The 16,203-nt window shown below is 62.0% G+C and carries 13 protein-coding genes; 3 read left to right on the top strand and 10 right to left on the bottom strand.

The annotated features are described in order from the left end of the window. Positions 1-476: 476 nt before the first annotated feature. From BMY73_RS10990 to BMY73_RS10980, 3 genes are all read right to left on the bottom strand, one after another. A complete protein-coding gene (locus BMY73_RS10990; protein WP_062380251.1) occupies positions 477-1,814 on the bottom strand; it encodes an MFS transporter in 1,338 nt (445 codons plus the stop codon). Positions 1,815-1,910: 96 nt separating this feature from the next. Beyond that, complete coding sequence (locus tag BMY73_RS10985) at positions 1,911-3,464, bottom strand: UxaA family hydrolase (RefSeq protein ID WP_092407052.1); 1,554 nt, start codon at positions 3,462-3,464, stop codon at positions 1,911-1,913. A 247-nt stretch (positions 3,465-3,711) separates the two neighbouring features. Continuing rightward, positions 3,712-4,683 (bottom strand): LysR family transcriptional regulator, encoded by a 972-nt coding sequence (locus BMY73_RS10980; protein ID WP_092407050.1) that lies wholly within the window; start codon positions 4,681-4,683, stop codon positions 3,712-3,714. A 224-nt stretch (positions 4,684-4,907) separates the two neighbouring features. Between BMY73_RS10980 and BMY73_RS10975 the strand changes: the two genes are divergently transcribed. The 3 genes from BMY73_RS10975 to BMY73_RS10965 all read left to right on the top strand — a co-directional run bounded on the left by BMY73_RS10975 (position 4,908) and on the right by BMY73_RS10965 (position 7,043). Next, on the top strand, positions 4,908-6,221 hold the full coding sequence (locus BMY73_RS10975) for an L-fuconate dehydratase (protein WP_092407048.1): 1,314 nt from the start codon (positions 4,908-4,910) through the stop codon (positions 6,219-6,221). An 82-nt stretch (positions 6,222-6,303) separates the two neighbouring features. Beyond that, entirely contained in the window at positions 6,304-6,708 is a 405-nt protein-coding gene (locus BMY73_RS10970) for a YidH family protein (RefSeq protein WP_092407046.1), read from the top strand. Beyond that, complete coding sequence (locus tag BMY73_RS10965) at positions 6,705-7,043, top strand: DUF202 domain-containing protein (protein ID WP_062380261.1); 339 nt, start codon at positions 6,705-6,707, stop codon at positions 7,041-7,043. The genes BMY73_RS10970 and BMY73_RS10965 overlap by 4 nt, the downstream gene beginning before the upstream one ends. 380 nt (positions 7,044-7,423) lie before the next feature. On the opposite strand, the gene BMY73_RS10960 is transcribed toward BMY73_RS10965, so the two are convergent. Genes BMY73_RS10960 through BMY73_RS10930 form a run of 7 tightly spaced genes read right to left on the bottom strand, consistent with a single transcriptional unit; the run spans position 7,424 to position 15,264 of the window. After that, on the bottom strand, positions 7,424-9,019 hold the full coding sequence (locus tag BMY73_RS10960; RefSeq protein WP_092407044.1) for a gamma-glutamyltransferase family protein: 1,596 nt from the start codon (positions 9,017-9,019) through the stop codon (positions 7,424-7,426). 23 nt (positions 9,020-9,042) lie between these two features. Then, positions 9,043-9,927, bottom strand: coding sequence for an ABC transporter permease (locus BMY73_RS10955; RefSeq protein WP_092407042.1), 885 nt, complete (start codon positions 9,925-9,927; stop codon positions 9,043-9,045). Continuing rightward, entirely contained in the window at positions 9,927-10,871 is a 945-nt protein-coding gene (locus BMY73_RS10950) for an ABC transporter permease (RefSeq protein WP_092407040.1), read from the bottom strand. Before BMY73_RS10950 ends, BMY73_RS10955 begins: the two co-directional genes overlap by 1 nt. A gap of 43 nt (positions 10,872-10,914) precedes the next feature. Continuing rightward, entirely contained in the window at positions 10,915-12,414 is a 1,500-nt protein-coding gene (locus BMY73_RS10945; RefSeq protein ID WP_092407038.1) for an ABC transporter substrate-binding protein, read from the bottom strand. Continuing rightward, on the bottom strand, positions 12,411-13,532 hold the full coding sequence (locus BMY73_RS10940; protein WP_092407036.1) for an ABC transporter ATP-binding protein: 1,122 nt from the start codon (positions 13,530-13,532) through the stop codon (positions 12,411-12,413). The genes BMY73_RS10945 and BMY73_RS10940 overlap by 4 nt, the downstream gene beginning before the upstream one ends. Continuing rightward, on the bottom strand, positions 13,529-14,530 hold the full coding sequence (locus BMY73_RS10935) for an ABC transporter ATP-binding protein (RefSeq protein ID WP_092407034.1): 1,002 nt from the start codon (positions 14,528-14,530) through the stop codon (positions 13,529-13,531). Before BMY73_RS10935 ends, BMY73_RS10940 begins: the two co-directional genes overlap by 4 nt. Further along, positions 14,527-15,264 (bottom strand): FadR/GntR family transcriptional regulator, encoded by a 738-nt coding sequence (locus tag BMY73_RS10930; RefSeq protein ID WP_092407074.1) that lies wholly within the window; start codon positions 15,262-15,264, stop codon positions 14,527-14,529. The genes BMY73_RS10935 and BMY73_RS10930 overlap by 4 nt, the downstream gene beginning before the upstream one ends. Positions 15,265-16,203 lie beyond the last annotated feature (939 nt).

Raw genomic sequence — 16,203 nt, 5'->3', positions numbered from 1 at the left:
TATGGAGCGTCGGAACAATCAGCTTGCTCGCGAGGGGAGTGAGCCAGTTTCATCAAAGGTGAATGACAAACCGCATTCGTCAGCAAGCTGACTCCCACCGGTTTTATGTTCATTCAACGATTGAGGCGTTGAATCTAAACAGCGCAAAGCGCGCTCTGGCTTTTGATCTTCATACCGCAGCAGGCCAGACACCACAAAGCGCGACTTGGGTGCAGGCCAAACGCCGACGACGCGTAGTGGGCCGAGCGGCATGGATGCCGCGAGAGCGCCGTCAGGACATGGATGTCCGTTCGGCGCGGGCCCACGGAGCGTCGTCGGAGTGCGGGTACCCGACGAAGTCGGGCCTAACCAGGAGCCGGACCCTTGGCTGCCTCTTGAAACAAAGAGGGGGGTCCTTTCAAGTAACCCGCCGAAGGCGGAACAGTTTGGCCGTTAGGACAAACCACACTGTCAGCTTTCCACGCCCGAAAGGATTCTTAAACCTGCCGCCCTTGCACCTCTTCCACCTCTGACTGCCAGTTCTTCTGCCCCGTGGGGGCGGTGTGCACCGGGATTGGCGCCTTGAGCAGGACGAAATACGCCACGGCCGAGAGCAGCGCGACGATGGCGCTGACGGCAAATGCAGTGGCGAAGGTGCCCGAGTACTGCACGCTGAACCCCGTCACGATCGGTGCCACGGAGCCTGCGATGTAGCCGCCGAAGTTCTGGATCGAACCCAGAGAGGCCACCCGCTTGGTATCGACCACCGTGTTGACCACCATCCACGCCGTGGCGCTGGACAAGTTGATACCGAACAGCGCCAGGCAGAGCAGGGCGATGCAACCGCCCAGGCTGGTGACGAAGGTCAGAGGCAAGGTGAACACCGCGGCGAACACCAGACCGCCAATAACCGTGTACTTACGGCTGTCGAGCACGCCGACGCCGCGCTTCACCAGGCGGTCGCAGATCCGGCCGGCGGCGATGGTGCCGATGGCGCCGAACACGTAGGCGAAGGACACGACCCAGGCCGTCGAGTAGGGGTCAAGACCATGCTCGCGCTGGAAGTAACCCGGCAACCAGGTCAGGTGTAGCCAGAGCATGTAGATCACGCCCATGAAACCGAGGAACGTGCCCCAGGTGCTGCGATGCTTGAAGAGGTCGAGCCAGCCCGCGAAGAACGAGCCACGGGGCGCCACGTCCACAACCACGGGCTCGCGGGCCGCGTTGACCGGTTGTTCACCGCGCGCTTCCAGTTCTTTGAGGTACTGCGCACGACTTTTGTAGAACATCAGCCAGCACAGCGCCAGGACGATGCCGAGCACGCCGGTGATGATGAACATGCCGCGCCAGCTGAAGTTGACCATGAACAGCGTCAGGATCGGGGGGGCCAGGCAAGGACCGATACAGGTCGCCGACCAGACGATCCCCGTCGGCGTGCCGCGTTCGTGTTCTTCGAACCATTCATTGAGGGTTTTTGCCGCTGACGGAAACATCGGCGCTTCGCCGATCCCCAGCAACACCCGCAACCCGAAGAAGCCGCTGAAGCTGTTGATGAAGCCCGATGCCGTCTGCGCCACCGACCACACCAACAGCGCGCCGCCCAGCGCAATCTTGCTGCCCAGCTTGTCGATGATCATGCCCATCGGCAGTTGCGCGAACGCATAGGCCAGTGAAAACGCCGACAACAGAATGCCCATCTCGGAAGGGCTGATCAGCATGTCTTTCTGAATGGAGGTGTTGGCGATTGAGAGGGCGCTGCGGTCGAGGTAATTGACGATCCCGAACAGCATCAAAAAGACGACGGTGATGGTCTGGTAGGTCTTGAGGGTTTTCATAGGCACCTTTTTTATTGTTGTTAAGGTTGCTGGCGGCTGCCCCGGATCACAAGGCCGCCGCGGATTTTTACCCCGTGTCGCCGAAGAGCGCGTGAATCAGGTGATCGCGCCAATCTGCCATGGCACAAACTCGTTCTGCCCGTAGCCGTGTTGCTCGCTTTTGCTGCGCGCGCCCGAAGCAATGTCCAGCATCATCTGGAAGATGTACGCGCCGCGTTCTTCAATCGTGGTGCTGCCATCAGCAATGCTGCCGCAGTTGACGTCCATGTCTTCCTGCTGGAATTCGAACACGCGGGTGTTGGTGGCCAGCTTGATCGACGGGGTCGGCGCGCAACCGTATGCCGAGCCTCGACCAGTGGTGAAGGCAATCAGATTGGCGCCGCCGGCGACCTGGCCGGTTGCGGAAACCGGGTCGTACCCTGGCGTGTCCATGAACACCAGGCCTTGGGCGCGCACCGCTTCGGCGTATTCGTAGACGCCCATCAGGTTGGTCGAACCGGCCTTGGCCACGGCGCCGAGCGACTTTTCAAGAATGGTCGTCAAGCCGCCTGCCTTGTTGCCGGCGGACGGGTTGTTGTTCAGTTCGGCGTTCATGCGCTTGCAGTAGTCTTCCCACCAATGAATCCGCTGAACGAGCTTTTCACCCACCGCGCGGCTCACCGCTCGACGCGTCAGCAAATGCTCGGCGCCGTAGATTTCGGGGGTTTCCGACAGAATCGCGGTGCCGCCTGCTGCGACCAGCCTGTCCACCGCATCGCCCAGTGCGGGGTTGGCGGTAATGCCCGAGTAGCCGTCCGAGCCGCCACATTGCAGGCCGACGATCAAGTGTCTGGCGCTGACCGTTTCACGCTTGATCTGATTGGCCTGTGGCAGCAGGGATTTCACCTGTTCGATGCCGCTGGCGATGGTTTTCGACGTGCCGCCCGTGCCCTGGATGGTGAACGCGCGCAGTTGGTCCGATGCTTTGAGCCCCTGGCTGTCGAGCAAATCCTGAATCTGATTGGTTTCGCAGCCGAGCCCCACCACCAGCACTGCGGCGAAGTTGGGGTGCACGGCATAACCCGCGAGCGTGCGACGCAGCAGATCGATGGCCTCACCCTTGGCGTCGATGGCGCAGCCTGAGCCGTGGGTCAGTGCGACAACGCCGTCGATGTTGGGGTAATCGGCGAGGGCTTCGGGGTGAATGTCGCGGCGAAACCGGTCGGCAATTGCCCGGGCCACGGTGGCCGAGCAATTCACCGACGTCAGAATGCCGATGTAGTTGCGCGTGGCAACCTGGCCGTCGGCGCGCACGATGCCTTGAAAGAACGCCTCGGTTTTCGGCGTCTCGTGAACGTCTACGCCAAAGGCGTAATCACGAGAGAAATCCGACATCTCGACGTTTTGCACATGCACGTGCTGACCGGCCTCGATGAGCTGCGACGCAAACCCGATGATCTGACCGTAGCGGCGCAGCGCCTGACCCTGTTCGACGCGTACCGTTGCCACCTTGTGTCCGGAGGGAATGTCCTGCTGCACGGTGATGCCTTCCTCTTCAAGACGCGTGCCCTCGCTCAGCGCTTGTCGGGCAACCAGCACGTTGTCGAGAGGATTTAGACGAATGACCAGCGCGCTACTGTCGAACGCTGGCGTTTTGGCGATGAGTTCCATGCAGCCTCTCAGGACGGTTGCCCCCTGCGTCTGCGTCGTGACAGATCGACGACACAGCACGACGGCTCCCGGAGTGGGAACGACACCGTTACAGGCGGCCAGTGTTCTTGTTATTCATATCGGGCGGAGCGGAGTGGGTGCCGACCGACCCGGCTGTGGGTCACTCTATGAAGCGTGTTGATAATTTCCCAATGAAAGGTTTGGATTGATCGATAACGGCGGGTTATCAAAACGTCATGAGTTCCGTTCACTGGTCATGGTTGTGAGAATGAGCCAGATGAGGGGGCTGTTGCGCCTGTCCGCTGAGCAATTTCAACAGCGCTTTCAGCGCCGCCGACATCGGCCTCGCCTTCGAGGTCAGCAAGCCCAGATTGGCCATGGCCAGCGGCAACTCCACGGGCAAAACGGTGATCATTCCGTACCGGGCGTAGTGATCGGCCACATCATTGGGCACCACGGCAATCATGTCGGAAGACTCCAGCATGGCCGTGGTGGCGAGGATCGAGCGGGTTTCGATGATGTCCAGCGGCTGGATCAACTGCGCGGCCTTCAATGCGTTTTCCACCTGGCGCCGCATCGGGCTGTCGATGGGGTGCAGGATCCAGGTCAGCGGCGCGAGATCAGCCAGACGCGTATTCAGTCTGTTGGCGAGCGGATGGCCGGGACGAGCAATGATGCGCATGTGCTCACCTTGCTCAAATAACTGAATGTCCAGCCCCTGACTGTCCTGCTGATCCGGCAGCCGTCCCAGCACCAGATCGAAATCCCCGCGAATCAAGGCGGGCAGCAGCGTGTCGCTGGTGCCGACCTCGATGGCCACCCGCACCTTGGGGTGTTGTGCCTTGAACGCCAGCACACCCCGCGTCAGCAAGGTCGGCACCGGCCCCGTCACCGTGCCGATGCGGACCATGCCGGCGGCGCCGCGTGCGAGTTCGGCGATCTGCGCTTCTGCGTACTCGAACTCATGCAGCGCGCCCTGGGCATAACGGATCATCACCTCTCCGTACGGCGTCGGCCGCATGCCTCTCGGCAGCCGCTCGAACAGTTGCACGCCCAACCGTTCTTCCAGTTGCTGCAATAGCAGGCTCGCGGCGGGTTGCGTCGTGTGAATCGCCGACGCTGCCTTGCGCAGGTTGCCCAGCTCGCCCAATGCATTGAGCAACGCGATCTGACGGCTGGAGATTTTCAGCGTGGCAAATTTTTCAGGCAGCTCTGACATATCGAATTTGATATCAATCGTTAGGATTTCGCGATTATGCCTGTATCGGTGATCGGCCTACAGTCGGATTCATTGGCGTGCGCAAACCCTGTAGGAACGCGCTTGCCCGCGATGGCTGACGGGCAGCCGCCACACCTGTTCCAGACGTACCAACGTCTTCGTGGGCACCGCGCCAACGAGGGTTCAGCGCCTGAAACGACATCGAAAACAACAAGAGTCCACCCATGCGAATCACCTCCGTCTCCATCCGCGATATCCGTTTCCCCACCTCACTGTCCCTCGACGGCTCCGATGCCATGAACAGCGCACCGGACTATTCGGCGGCTTACGTGGTCCTGCACACCGATTCCCAAGACGGCCTGGAAGGGCACGGTCTGACCTTCACCATCGGTCGTGGCAACGAAATCTGTGTGGCGGCGATCCAGTCGCTCGCGCCGCGTATCGTCGGGTTGAGCCTGGAAGCGATCACCGCTGACATGGGCGCGTTCTGGCACGACGTCACCGCAGGCGACAGCCAGTTGCGCTGGCTGGGACCGGAGAAAGGCGTGATCCATCTGGCCACGGCTGCGTTAGTGAACGCGGTCTGGGACCTGTGGGCGAAGGTCGAAGGCAAACCGGTCTGGAAACTGCTCGCCGACATGACGCCCGAGCAACTGGTGAAATGCCTGGATTTCAGCTACGTCACCGATGCGATCACGCCGGAAGAAGCCATCGCACTGCTGCGTCGGCAAGTACCGGGAAAAGCCCGACGCGAAGCGCACCTGCTCGAAGAAGGGTATCCGGGGTACACCACCGCGCCGGGCTGGCTGGGGTATTCCGAAGAGAAAATGCGCCGTCTGGCCCGCGAAGCCGTGGCCGAGGGCTGGACTCATATCAAACAGAAGATCGGCTCGGACATCGAAGAGGACCTGCGTCGTGCAGCCATTCTGCGCGACGAACTGGGTTGGGACCGCACGTTGATGATGGACGCCAACCAGGTCTGGAGCGTCGAAGCGTCGATCAGCAACATGCGCAGGCTGGCGGCGTTCGAGCCGTGGTGGATCGAAGAGCCCACCAGTCCGGACGACATTCTCGGGCATGCGACCATTCGCGAGCGTATCAAACCGATTGGCGTAGCAACCGGCGAGCATTGCCACAACCGCGTGATGTTCAAGCAGATGTTCCAGGCCGGTGCGCTGGACTTTTGCCAGATGGACGCGGCGCGGTTGGGCGGCCTGAACGAAGTGCTGATCGTGTTGCTGATGGCGGCCAAGTTCAACGTGCCGGTGTGTCCGCACGGCGGCGGCGTGGGGCTGTGCGAATACGTGCAGAACATCTCGATGTTCGACTACATCGCGGTCTCCGGCTCCCTGGACAATCGCGTGCTGGAATACGTCGATCACCTGCACGAACACTTCCTCGACCCGGTGGTCATCCGCCGTGGCCGATATATGCCACCCAAGCGCCCGGGTTACAGCATCGAGATGACCGCCGAAACGCTGGAGCGCTATGAGTACCCCAACGGGCCGGTGTGGGTGGATATGGCGCAACGTCAATAGGCACACCAATGTCGCTGCCGATATGGGCGTTTCAGGGTGATGACCGGTATGATCGCGATCATCTACCCGACCTCGGTGCGACATGAATTCTCCGGATCCTGGCAAAACTCCCGTTCCTGACCGTGACCGCCTCTCTGCGTCATTGCTGGGCGGCGGTTGCGAGCCCGACCCGCGTTTTACCCTGGCGAACGAACGAACCTTCCTGGCGTGGATTCGCACGTCGCTGGCGTTCCTGGCTGGCGGGATTGCCGTCGAGGCGTTCACCGGCGATGTCTTCAGCCCGGGCCTGCGTCGCGCGGTGGCATTGTCGCTTCTGGTGCTGGCGATGCTGGTCAGCGCCAGCGCCTGCATCCGTTGGCTGAAAGTCGAGCGCGCGATGCGTCAGCGCAAGCCGCTGCCTTTGCCTGTGCTGATGCCGATTCTGTCGCTCGGCGGGGCGCTGGTGGCGGCGGGATTGATCGTCTTCCTTATATATGGCGCGTCGTGAGTCGCCGAAGTCGCGTCTCCCTGGGGCATGACGATCCGGGTTTACAACCTGAACGCACGCTGTTGGCGTGGCGGCGCACGCTGCTCACCCTGATCGTCGTCTGCACGATCTTCCTGCGCTGGATTCCTCATTTCAGCCTGATCGCCTTCCTGCCGATCATGGTGTCGCTGGCGGCCAGCCTGCTGATCCAGATCGCGCTCAATTCCCGCTACCGCAAAAGTGCCCGAGGGCTGAAGAACGAACGTATCCCGGCGCCGCTGCGTGAGGTGGTGGTGTTGGGAGGGACGGTGATGGTGCTGAGCGTGGTGGGCATCTATGCGGTGGTGTCTGCATAAGCCTCCCTGTTTCCGGCCAGCGATTTGACGATCGTCAAACAAGCCCGATGGCTGAGTTCGTCATTGCCGATGGGCGCCCGACCAGTTGCGTTACCGATCAGACAATCGCCCTCGGGTGCGCTGAACGTGTGGCGGGCCGAGGGCATCGCTGCATTGGCGTGTCGTTGGTGTGATGCTGAAACACCGCGAAGTCCTTTGAATCCTCGGTCTTTCAAAGTGTTTCAGCCCACTACCTACCCCGTTAGAGTGAGCCTGCTCAACTCCGCCATCAGATCAAGGAACCGATGCACCCTTTACATCTCCGGCGCATGAGACTGAGTCTTCGCGAGCAAGCTCACTCCCACAGTTCTTGCATCGGTCTGGCTGGTGGTAGGGTTGCTTCAATACGCCGCCACCAGCCCATCCTTCCGCGGATCGGTCCCCCCGACATACCCATGGGTGGTGCGCTGGATGATCTGTGCGCCGCCGAAGGCGAACACGCCGCTCGGGTCTTCGATGTCCACTTCGTGGCCTTTGGCGCGCAGTTCTTCAACGACCAGACGATCGAACGAGCGCTCCACGGCGACTTTCAGGCCTGCTTCGATCCTCCAGCGGGGTGCATCGGCGGCGGCTTGTGGGTTCTGTTTGTAACGCAGGATGCGCATCATCATTTGCAGATGACCTTGGGCCTGCATTGGACCGCCCATCAAGCCGAATGACATCAAGGGTGTGCCGTCGGCGTTCATCACGAAACCCGGAATGATGGTGTGGAACGGGCGCTTACCGGGCGCGACGACGTTCACGTGTTCGGGGTCGAGACTGAAGCCGGCGCCACGGTTTTGCAGGCTGATCCCGGTGCCCGGTACGACGACGCCGGAACCGAAGCCCATGTAGTTCGACTGGATGAACGAGACCATCATGCCGCTCTCGTCGGCGGCGGACAGGTATACGGTGCCGCCGGCCTTGGGCGAGCCGTGTTGCGGGTCGGCGGCCTGTTCGGTGACTCGCGAAGCGCGCTCCATCAGGTACGCAGGGTCCAGCAGGTGCTCGGACGCGACGCGCATGTGGTCGAAGTCGGCGACGTGATGATTAAGGTCGGCCAGGGCCAGTTTCATCGCTTCCAGTACCGGATGCACGGTCTCGACGCTGTCCACGGGATGTTCGCCCACGCCGAGGGCTTCGAGCATGGTCAAGCCCGCGAGTGTGGCGATGCCTTGGCCGTTCGGTGGCAGTTCGTGGACGACGGCGCCGGCGTACGGCACCGATATCGTGTCGATCCAGTCGACGCGGTGGTTCGCCAGGTCGTCGAGGCTCATGACGCTACCGTTGGCATTGGCGTGGGCGACGATGGCCTGTGCCAGTTCACCGCGATAGAACGACTCGCCCTTGGTTTCGGCGATCAGCTCCAGGGTGTTGGCGTGGTCTTTCAGGGTGATTTTTTCGCCCGCGGCCGGTGCCTTGCCGTCGGGAAGGAAGCAGTTCGCGAAGCCGGGTTGATCCTTCAGCAATGCGCCGCCGCGACGCCACAGTTCGGCAATGATCGGCGTGACCTGATAACCGTTGCGCGCGTAACCAATCGCCGGGCCTGCAAGGGTGGCGAACGGCAGTTTGCCGTAGCGCTCGGACAACGCCACCCAGGCGGAGACGGCGCCCGGCACGGTCACCGATCCCCAACCGCGTTGCGGCATTTCTGATTGCCCGGCGAAGTGCTCCGGCGTCCAGGCCTGCGGCGCGCGACCGGAGGCGTTCAGGCCCTGCAGTTTTTTGCCGTCCCAGACGATGGCAAAGGCATCGCTGCCAATGCCGCAGCCAGTCGGTTCGACCACGGTCAGGACCATGGCGGCGGCGATGGCGGCGTCTACGGCGTTACCGCCACGGCGCAGCATGTCCAGGCCCGCCTGCGCGGCCAGTGGTTGCGAGCAGGCGACCATGTTGTTGCCCATCACCGGCGAGCGGGCGGACGCGTAAGGTTGGCTGTAATCCAGATCGTCGAACATGAATGTATCTCTTCGGCAGTTGATCAGCTTTTCGGGTCGAGTGCGTCACGCAGCCCGTCGCCCAGCAGGTTGAAGCACAGCACCGTGATGTAGATCGCCACGCCGGGCGCAATCGACATCCACGGTGCCTGCTCCATGAAGTTTTTCGCGGTGTTGAGCATCGAGCCCCAGGACGGCGAGGGCGGTTGTTGGCCCAGGCCGAGGAACGACAGGCTGGCTTCGGCCAGAATCGCCGACGCAATGGTCAGCGTCGCCTGCACCACCAGTGGCGACAGCACGTTGGGCAGGACATAGCGCAGGATGATCCAGCGGTCCGGCAGGCCGATGGCGCGCGCGCCTTCCAGATAATCCTCATGACGGATTGCCAGCACCTGACCACGGGTCAGGCGGGAAAAAATCGGCATCGCCGACAGGCCGATGGCGATCATCGCGTTGGTCAGGCTAGGGCCGAGAAACGCGCCCAGTGCAATCGCCAACACCAGAAACGGGCAGGACAACAGCGCTTCCATGACGCGAGAAATCGCGGCGTCCAGCTTGCCGCCAAAGTAGCCCGCGAGCAGGCCCAGCGGCACACCGATCACCATGGCGATGGCGACGGAAACGCCGCCGGCCAGCAGTGAACTGCGCGCACCCCACAGCAGTCGGGAGAACAGGTCGCGGCCCAGTTCATCGGTGCCCAGCCAATACATCATCGACGGTGCTTTTCGCACCGCGAGGAAGTTGGCTTTGAGCGGGTCGTAAGGGGCAATCCAGGGTGCCAGCAGCGCGGCGAGGATGAACACGAACAACACCGCCGCGCCGATCACCGCGCCCTTGTTGGCGAAGAATTTCTTCACGAACGGCGAGCGAGTGCGTGGTTTCAGCGGCTCTTTGTGGGGCACTGCGGGATTAACGGCAATCGAGGTCATCAGGCCGTCCTCAGGCGTGGATTGATCAGGCGGTAAAGCACGTCGGCCAGCAGGTTCAGCAGCAGGAAACCGATGGCCACGCACAGCACCACGCCTTGCACCACGGCGTAATCGCGGTTGAACACGGCATCGACAATCATCTTGCCGAAGCCCGGAATGCTGAACACTTGTTCGGTCAGCACCGCGCCGCCGAGCAACTCGCCAAACAGCAGGGTGGTCAGGGTCACGATGGGCATCAGCGCGTTGCGCAACGCGTGCTTGAGAATCACTGTGCGTGGAAACAGACCCTTGGCCCGCGCCGTGCGCACATAGTCGGCCCGCAGCACTTCCAGCATCGCGCTTCGGGTGTGACGCATCAGCACGCCAGACAGGCCGGCGCCGAGCACGAAGGCGGGCAGGATCAGCGTCTTGAGGTTCTGCCCAAGGTCCTCACCCAACGGTACGAAGCCCGAGGCAGGCAGCCATTGCAGCTTCACGGCGAAGATCATGATCAACAGAATCCCCAGCCAGAAGTGCGGAATGGAAATGCCCGACAAGGCAAAGACGTTGGCTGCGTAATCGGTCGCGGTGCCTTTGCGCACCGCCGAAATCACCCCGGTGGGAATACCGATCAGCAGCGCGATGATCAACGCCAGCACTGCGAGCTCGAGGGTCACCGGCAGCTTGGATGCCAGCAGCGTGGTCACCGGCTGTTCGGTGCGCAGCGAGGTGCCGAAGTCGCCTTGCAGCACATTGCCGACCCAGTGAACGTACTGCAGCGGCACCGGGTCGTTGAGCCGGTATTTCTCACGCAGGTATTCCATCACCGCCGGGTCGCGCTCTTCGCCCGCCATGGCTTGCACCGGATCGCCCGGCAGCAGCTTTTGCAGGGTGAAGACGAACAGCGAGACCAGGATCAGCGTCGGAATGGCGCTGAGCAAACGTCGCAGAATGAAAATCAGCATGGCGATTCCTCGCGGCCGAAGCGGTTATCCACAGGGGCCGTGATCATTTGAAGGCGACGTTGTTCAAGCGGATCAGGCCATCGGGGTTCGGTACGAAACCGGTCAGGTTGCTGCGCATGGCGATGATGCGCGGATCGAAGTAGAGGTAACTGGTCGGCACGTCCTCGGCGAGCAGGCGCAGGGCTTCGAAGTACAGTGCCTGACGCTGGGCCTGGTAGTTGACGGTGCGCGCCTTGTTCAGCAGCTCGTCGAGTTTCGGGTCGCAGAAGTGGCCGTCGTTCTGGCCGCCCTTGCAGGTCACGAACTGATGGATGTCGCCATCCGGATCGGGGCGTCCGGACCAGGCGCTCATGCCGATCTGGAAATTGCCGGCCTGTTGTTCGCTGAGCAACGTCGCATATTCGGTGGCAATCAGGTTGACCTTGAAACCGGCCTCTTCGGCCATGGCCTGGATGATCTGGCCGACCTGTTGAGCGATGGGGTTATTGGCCACTTTCAACTCGACATTGACCGGGGTTTTCACGCCGGCTTCAGCCAGCAGTTTCTTGCTGGCCTCGACATCGCGGGCTGGGATCGGCAGGTCCTTGTCGTAGTAAGGACTGCTTTTCGGAAACGGCTGCGCGCTGGGTGCGTAAAGCCCTTCGAACACCACCTGATTGATCGCATCGCGGTCGATGGCCAGCTCGAACGCCTTGCGCACGCGCTTGTCCTTGCCAAGCGGGTTGTTGGCCTTGTCGCCATTGTTGGTGTTGTACATCAGCTGCATGTAACCCAGGCCCGGCGTGCTGAACACTTGCACGTGGCTGTCGGCCTTGGCGGTTTTCACGTCGGTCGGGGCCACGCGTTCGATGATGTCCAGATCGCCTGAACGCAGGTTGGCCAGGCGTACGGAGGTGTCTGGAATCGGCAGGAAAATTACCTTGTCGAAGTGGTAGGCCTGCTTGTTCCAATAGTGATCGAAACGCTCCAGCACGATGCGGTCCTGTTGCACCCGCTGGACGAATTTGTAGGGGCCTGAGCACACCGGTTTCGAGCCGACATCGGTCGCTGACGCTTTGGGCGCCAGCATCATCCCGGCGCGGTCGGACAGCTGGGAAATCAGCGTGGCGTCGGGTTGCTTCACCTTGATCGCCACGGTTTTTGCGTCGATCACGTCAACGCTTTCCACCGACGACAGTTCGCTCTTGCGCAAGGAGTCGGGCAGGGTGCGGGCGCGGTCCAGGTTGAACTTCACGGCGGCCGCGTCGAACACTTCGCCGTCGTGGAAGGTCACGCCGTCGCGCAGGGTCATGGTCAGGGTCTTGCCGTCTTCGCTCCAGTTCCAGGCAGTTGCCAATTGCGGCACGTAGGTCAGGTCCGGGCTGATGTCCACCAGCTTGTCGCACAGCGCGGTGTACACCAGGCGACCGGAGTAGGTGCGCGAGCGATGCGGGTCGAGCACATCAGGGTCGTCCTGAATGCCGATGCGCAACGTGGTTTCAGCGACAGCCGCATTCGCAGCGAGCAGCAACAACGTGGTGGTCATCAGGTGGGCGAACTTCATGGCTGACTCTCCAGTGAAAGGGCTTGATGGCTTTTGAACAGATTCAGGCGTTGGCTGTAGGCGGCGCTGGGCGTCGGTACGATCAGCGAACCGGCGCCGGCGTTGGCGATTTCACGCCAGTAATGGCAGGCGACCTGGCGTCCCGCGTCGACGGTTTCGAATGTCGGTTTGAGGTCGCGGCACAAAGGTTTGGCGTGCGGGCAACGGGTATGAAAACGGCAACCCGACGGCGGCTTGCTTGGGCTTGGCATGTCGCCGCCGAGCAACGGGCGAGGGCGGCGCAGGTCAGGGTGGCTGACGGGCACGGCGGCCATCAGCGCCTGGGTGTAGGGATGAAAAGGCGTTTCGAACAACGCGTTCACGGGCGCCAGCTCGACGATTTCCCCGAGGTACATCACCGCAACCCGGTCGCTCATGTGCCGAATCACCGCCAGACCGTGGGCGACGATCAGCAGGGTCAGGCCGAACTGATGCTTGAGGTCTTCGAGCAGGTTGACCACTTGCGCCTGCACCGAGACGTCCAGCGCCGACACCGGTTCGTCGCCGAGGATCAGGCGCGGCTCGGACGCCAGCGCCCGCGCGATGCCGATGCGCTGCCGCTGGCCGCCGGAAAACTCGTGAGGAAAACGGCTGCCGTGCTCGGGCGCCAGTCCGACCGTGCGCAGCAGCTCGGCGACTTTCTCCTGACGCGCACTGCGGCTGTCATCGCGGTGCAGCCAGATCGGCTCGCCGATGATCGACTCAACGTTCATGCGCGGGTTCAGCGAGGCGAACGGGTCCTGAAAGATGATTTGCAGGTCGCGACGCACCTGGCGCAGTTTGTCAGCGGACAGGTTGCCCAGGTTGCGCCCTTCGTAGATCACGTCCCCGGCCGTCGGCTTGAGCAGGTTCAACAGCACCCGGCCCAACGTTGATTTGCCGGAGCCCGACTCGCCTACCAACGCCAGGGTTTCGCCACGGCGCACGGCCAGCGAGACTTCATTGACGGCTTGCACAGGCGGTTTCTTGCGTTGAAACAGGCCGGTTTCACTGTGGAAATGTTTGCTGACCGCAATGCTTTCCAGAATGGGTTTTTCCAGCGCGGGGGCATTGAGGATCTCGTTCTGTGACGGGGTCATGCGCTGACTCCCACGTGCTGTTCAAGTGGCGCGCGAATGCAGGCGGCGAAATGGCCTTTGGAGATTTCCAACAATGGCGGTCGGGCTTCGCGACAGGCTGCGATCACGAACGGACAGCGGCTGGCAAAGCGGCAGCCGCTGGGCATTTCAGCTGGCGTGGGGACGCGGCCATGGATGGTCGCCAAACGTCCCTCGCGGGGCCCGACCGAAGGCATCGAGCCCATCAGGCCGATGGTGTACGGGTGCTGTGGGTCGTCGAACAGCGTCTTCACCGAACCGTTCTCCACAACACGACCGGCGTACATCACCATCACCTCGTCGGCGACTTCCGCGACCACGCCGAGGTCATGAGTAATGAGGATCATCGAGGTGCCGGTTTCCGCTTGCAGGCTGGCGATCAGTGACAGGATCTGCGCCTGAATGGTGACGTCCAGTGCGGTGGTGGGCTCGTCGGCAATGATCAGCGCCGGATCGTTGGCCAGTGCCATCGCGATCATCGCGCGCTGGCGCATGCCGCCAGAGAGTTCATGAGGGTAGGCATTCAGACGCTGAGCGGCGTCCGGCACGCGGACTTTTTCCAGCATCTCCAGCGCACGCTGGCGGGCGGCGCTGGCAGACACTCCCTGATGGCGGATGACACTTTCAGCGATCTGCTCGCCGATGGTGAACACCGGGTTAAGTGAGGTCATCGGCTCCTGAAAAATCATCGCCATGCGATTGCCGCGCACGTCCAGCAGGCGTTCATCGGACATGCCGAGCAAGGGCTCATCAAGCAGGCTGGAAGCGCTGGCCGCGACCGTGGCGGTGTCAGGCAGCAGGCCCATCAACGCCATGGACGTCACGCTCTTGCCACACCCGGACTCGCCGACAATGGCCAGGGTTTTGCCCCGCTGAAGAGAGAACGAAACGCCATCGACCACATTGGCGGGCGCCTCCTTGAAGCGCACGGTGAGGTCGCTGACGCTCAGCACGGGCTGTCGCGGGTCCTTGCTGTTCATACGCTGGCCTCGAGGTCTCGTTGGATGACGTGGTCCAGCGCCTGCTGCAGCGCGCGCAAATGGCCGCGCATGGCCGTGGCGGCCTTGATCGGGTCACGGGTTTCGATGGCGCTGACGATGTCGTCGTGATCATGGCTGTAGGTGTCCAGCCGATCGGCATTGCGCGCGCGCTGACGCAGATCGCGCCAGGCGGGGTCGAGGCGGATGGCGTCGAGCATCTCGAAGATGTCGAGCATCAGGCGATTGCCCGCCGCTTCGGCGATTCCGCGATGCAGCGCGCTGTCCCACAGTTCGATGCCTTCGGCGTCGATCTCTGTCGCATGCTGCTGGCGCTCCGTGCGCTCAGCCAGGCGGCGCAGAATCGCCATCTGTTCGCCGTTGGCGCGCAGTGCGGCCAGGGAGGCGAGCGCGGGTTCCAGATACAGGCGTGCCTCCATGACCTCGCTGAAATTGGTCCGGCTCGACAGCTTGGCAAAACTCATCGACGCGCTGGGCGGCGTTGGCCCAACAAATGTGCCTTTACCTTGCCGGCGCCAGATCTGCCCTTCGGCTTCCAGCACCGCCAGCGCCCGACGAATGGCCCGGCGGCTTACACCGAAATCCACTGCCAGTTCACGCTCGGTCGGCAATGCGCGCTGGGGGAACGCCGCGTGTTGCGCCACCATCTGACGCAGCGCATCCAGCGCCATTTTCGACGAGTTGTCGTGGGGCGCATCAGTCTCGAACCTTTCCATCATGGTCTCTCGTGACAGGATGAAAACAGAGGGCCGCTGGCAGCGTGAACCGCGAGCGACGATGCGTGGATGAGTGCAATAGCGATGCCAATGAAAATTGGTTCGCTCTCTGAATTAAGGGCCAAGACAAGGGAAGGCCGTTGATTGCGGCTGCTTGGGCCAATCGCTAAAGGTTCGTCAGGTTGGTTCAGGGGATGAGGTGACATTGGTTCAGGGGGTAGGTGAACCAATTTTTTGAGGATGTTACGCCGATGCCTGATTATGGTTCGGGTGCTTTGTTACGGGGCGCAATTCGTGGCTGCTGCGTTGCAGTACTGGAAGGACCGGCGAATGTGGTGCGCCCAAGGTGAGGGAATGGCAAGGTTTTATGACCGTACTCCTACCCCCTTGGGCGAGAACCGGACACCGCCGGCGCGCAGCACGGCGGTGGAGAGCAACTGGTCGGGAAATCTGGATAGGGTTCAGCAGTTTAAAAAGGGCATCGGAATTTTCAGTCGGAGGCAGCGTGCTCACGAGAGGCGCTTGCTGGCGAATGCGGCGGGTCAGCGACATCCACAGTGACTGACATAACGCATTCGCGGCCCTCGTAACCTCGGACGTCTCCCACAGGTTTCGGGTTGATGCATGCACCTGTGTTCGGCCCTCAGACCTGTGTAGGAGCCGGCTTGCTGGCGAATGCGGCGGGTCAGTGACATCCACAGTGACTGACATACCGCCTTCGTCCGAATTGCGGCCCATACCCTCGTAACCTCGGACGGCTCCTACAGAATCCGGGTTGATGCATGCACCTGTGTTCAGTTCGCAGACCTGTGAGGAGCCGGCTGGCGAATGCGCTGGGTCAGCAACATCCACAGTGACTGACATATCGCATTCGCGCCCCTCGTAACCTCGGACGGCTCCTACAGGTTCCGGGGTGATGCATGCACTTGTGTTCGGCCC

This window comes from Pseudomonas sp. NFACC02, assembly GCF_900110765.1.
Taxonomy (GTDB): domain Bacteria; phylum Pseudomonadota; class Gammaproteobacteria; order Pseudomonadales; family Pseudomonadaceae; genus Aquipseudomonas.
Note: the sequence above shows the minus strand (reverse complement) of the source record. Positions and strands in the feature narration are given on the sequence as shown.